Consider the following 4,080-nt stretch of genomic DNA (forward strand, 5'->3'; position numbering starts at 1 on the left):
TTTGACGACTTTGTGTTTTGTACAACTGAGTCAAAATCAATAACTTTTCATGTCGGCCTTTTCTTAGAAGATGACTTCTCGTAGTGACGAAAATCACAAATATAGATGATTTGATTCTCAGACTTCGTCTGTCTACTCACCCCGGCAAATTCCTATTTAATGTCTTCCTCCGGCTCCGCCATGTCCTCCAGTTCCTCCGACTTTTCCTCCGCCACCGCTGCTTTTACTCGGTCGTTTCGTTCTGGTCACATGGGAATGCAGGAAGATATCCTGCTTTTCATTCATTTGCACTCCACCTTTTGCGTAGGTAGACCTTAGAACAGTGTCTTTTCCTCCATGTCCGATTAACTGGACACCTACAAAAATGGCTCCGATTACTGCTGCTGCAAGAAAGACAATAATCGGGTTAATCTGCACATAAGAGGAACGGCCTGTCTGAATCATGGTTGCTGCATTATTTACAATAGATGTGTAAGCCTCATATGGATTATCATTTACGATTTCGTTGGCACTATCCACAATCTGTTCTGTGTCCGTATCATCGAGTCTCGTTTTTGCAAGACCAGTTGTACACATCCAGGTGTATCCCGTTTCCCAATCATCCACATAAATGATCCCGTCCCCATTGGCTTTATTCCAGCCAAATTTATTATCCTCATAATATGCCTGTGCATAGTCTCGGATTTCATCATAACTATCAAGCCCCGGCTCATTTATTGTAAGAATAACAATATCACAGCCAATTAGCTGTTCCTTTTCTGCAATCAAAGCTTCAAGATCTTTTTTCTGTTTATCCGTCATTTTGCCTGCTTCATCCAATACTCTCTGCGTGATTGTACATTCTGTATTTTGACGAGGTTTTGTATTGGTGTATTCTTCCGGCTCAAGCAACTTTGCCACGATGCCTATAATCGCAGCGAGTATAACGATTCCTATTAAAATTCGTCTCCAGATTTTCCCCATTTATGCCACCTCCAGAAAATACAGAATCATTTCCGCAAGAAAGAACAACGAAAATGTAACTGCTGCAAACCATGAGAACATTCTCGCCTTGCTGGTCGGCGGCGTTCCTATTGCTTTTCCCGTCTGACCATTAACAAAAAACTCATAATTTGTTCCCTGATAACGGTATACATAACGCCATACCGGTAAAAATGTATAGTAGGAGTTCATTTCTTTACTATCTACTTTTTTAATAGCAGTTTTCACACTGCTATAACTATTGTTATACTCATCAAGGTAACCTTCCGTATATTTCTTTGCTTTTTTCTGTGCCCTCGGCAAAAGTTCTTCTTTATTTTCATCATAAATTTCTGCCTGGAATCCAGACAAATATTTTGAGCGGAACTTCCCTAATGCAGTATATTTATAAGGTTCCACTAAATCCATTTTCTCATCTGGCATATTTTTCGATGCATCGACAGGAATCTTATCATAATTCACATTAAAATCTCTTACAAGACGATATATGCTCGTCTCCGTACAATCATAGTCTCCTTCTGTCCACGTTCTGATTTTTCTTCCTTCTCCTTCAAAATGCACATGGGTCTCCATATCATACATCCAAAATGGAACATATCTTCCCTGAAGGGATTCCAGACTTGAAGTCGAACAAAAATCTTTAGGAATGAACATTTTCTTCGCAAAATTCTTCCTTATAATCTCTATCGCTTCTTTTCTATCTATCACAAATGGCAATGCCAGATCAGGCTTGTACTCCTCTTTCATCCTGTCCTCAAAAATGACATAGGTCCCACAGTATGGACATTTCAGAGCAAGATCTGTCTTTTTGGATTCAATCTCCGCTCCACAGTTATTACATATATGAAGCTTCTCCTGTGGTATTTTTTCCTACGTTTCCTCATTACCGCAGCTTTCACATACCATTTTCTTTTTCTTTGGGTCGTAAACAGCATTACCACCACAATCTTTACAACGGTAAAACATGGGGGCCTCCTTTGTTTTTTATAGACGAAAATACAACATATCAAACACGCTTTAGTGAGAACCGCCACTGCCTCCAAAGCCATCGCTGCCGCCGCAGTCGCTACTGCTGCTTTCGGTTTCTCTCTTTGTCCTTGTAACATGGGAGTGTAAGAATACATCCTGTTTATCGTTTAACTGTACGCCATCTTTTTTCACATAGGTAGACTTCTTGACGGTATCCTTACCTACGGAATCAGAAAGCTGGAATACTACGAAAGCAATTGCTGCAACAAGACAGCCAAGTGCTACCCATAACGGACTGATATTTATATGGAAAAGATGACTCTTTTGTGTCTCATCTGCCAACAGATTTATCAACCGTGTGTAGGCTTTATATGGGTCTTTATTCACAATATCATTAGTTTCATCCACAATATAATCTGTATTGTCTTTGGATAACTTATCTTTGACAGTTCCTCGAGTGGCAAGCCAGGTGTGTCTTGTCTCCCAGTCATCTACATAGATAGCACCGCTTCCAATTGGCTTATCCCATCCGATTTTGTTCTCTTTATAGTAGTTCTGTGCATAATCCCGAAGCTTCTCCATCGTGTTAAGACTTGCATCATTTGTTGTCATGAGAACGATATCTCCACCGATAAGTTTTTCTTTCTCTGCTATCAATTTTTCCAGTTTTGCCTCTTCCTCATCAGTAAGCACATCTGCATCATCAAATACTCTCTGAGTCAATGTACATTCTGTATTGCTGCGAGGTTCCGTATTTGTGTATACATAGCCGTCAAACTTTTTGCCGGCCAGTCCCATCACAATTCCAAGTATAACAACAAATATTAATATTCCACGGTATGTCTTTGCCATTTATAACACCCCCAATAAATAAAGCAACATTTCCACAGTGAAGAAAAGGGAACCAAACACGGCGATAAACCATGCGATAATCTTTCCGGTACTTGTCGGTGCTTCTCCTACCGCCTTACCTGTCTGTCCATTGACATAAAATTCATAATTTTTCCCCTGATAGCGGTACACATAACGCCATACTGGTAAAAATGAATAAAAGGATTCTTTTTCCGTACTCTTCTTATCATTCACTGTCGGTCTTACTGCATCGTATTCTACATTATAACTGCTAAGATACTTCTGGCTGTACTTATCTGCTTTCTTTTTCGCTCTTGGCAAAAGAGTATTCTTGTCTTCGTCATACACTTCTGCCTGAAAACCTGACAAATACTTCGCATCAAAATCGCCCAGCTCTCCGTACTTATATGGCTCCATCAAATCCATCATCTTATCAGGCATTACTTTTGAGGCATCAACCGGAATCTTATCATAATCCACATCAAAATCTCTTAAAATGCGGTAAGTGCTTGTTTCCGTACACTCATAATCGTCTTCGTCCCATGTCCTTACCTTATCCGCTTCTCCTTCAAAATGCACATGAGTATGTAAATCATACATCCAAAATGGTACATAGAGACCCTGCATTGATTCTATTGTGGAGGCAGCACAAAAATTGCCTGGAAGAAACATCTGCTTAGCAAACTTTTCTTTCAAAAGATCCAATGCCTTATGCTTATCAAGTGCAAAAGGCAGTACCAGATTCGGTTCGTACTCATTCTCCATCCTGTCCTCAAAAATAACATAGGTTCCGCAATATGGGCATTTTAGCGATAAATCAATCTTATCTGCTTCAATCTCTGCACCACAGTTATTACAGACATGCTTCTTCTCCTGTGAAATCAGATCCGGTTCTCCTCCGTTTCCGCAGCTTTCACACACCATCGCTTTCTTCTTCGGATCATAGATTACATTACCACCACAGCTTTTACAACGATAAAACATAAGCTCGCCTCCTTCTCTTGTAAATCTGCAACTATTCAAAACAAAAAACTCACAAATATACCTGCGCGGATTTAATTCAGATAATTACAAAAATTTGATTCTTTTGTCATTCTTCTAACTCTACTATATGGGATTTTTCAACAAAATGCAACAGAAATTTACTATTTAATTCATTAAGCGAACTACAGACGAAGCCATTGCTCCCAATAAGGCATATTTGTGATTTTAGTCGCGGCGTGTTGAATGTTCGCTTTATGCGCTCGCATCCAACACTTGCTCCGAGGCCACAAATAT

At 39.8% G+C, this 4,080-nt stretch carries 4 protein-coding genes; all 4 read right to left on the reverse strand.

The window, feature by feature from the left end:
- Window positions 1-156: 156 nt before the first annotated feature.
- The 4 genes from EUBHAL_RS05310 to EUBHAL_RS05325 all read right to left on the reverse strand — a co-directional run bounded on the left by EUBHAL_RS05310 (window position 157) and on the right by EUBHAL_RS05325 (window position 3,786).
- A complete protein-coding gene (locus tag EUBHAL_RS05310) occupies window positions 157-963 on the reverse strand; it encodes a TPM domain-containing protein (protein ID WP_005346004.1) in 807 nt (268 codons plus the stop codon).
- Window positions 964-1,728 carry a hypothetical protein gene (locus EUBHAL_RS05315; RefSeq protein WP_005346006.1) on the reverse strand — a complete coding sequence of 255 codons (765 nt, stop codon included), beginning with the start codon at window positions 1,726-1,728 and terminating at the stop codon, window positions 964-966.
- Window positions 1,729-1,998: 270 nt separating this feature from the next.
- Complete coding sequence (locus tag EUBHAL_RS05320) at window positions 1,999-2,802, reverse strand: TPM domain-containing protein (protein ID WP_005346010.1); 804 nt, start codon at window positions 2,800-2,802, stop codon at window positions 1,999-2,001.
- A complete protein-coding gene (locus EUBHAL_RS05325) occupies window positions 2,803-3,786 on the reverse strand; it encodes a TFIIB-type zinc ribbon-containing protein (RefSeq protein WP_005346014.1) in 984 nt (327 codons plus the stop codon).
- Window positions 3,787-4,080 lie beyond the last annotated feature (294 nt).

This window comes from Anaerobutyricum hallii DSM 3353 (genome assembly GCF_000173975.1).
GTDB lineage: Bacteria > Bacillota > Clostridia > Lachnospirales > Lachnospiraceae > Anaerobutyricum > Anaerobutyricum hallii.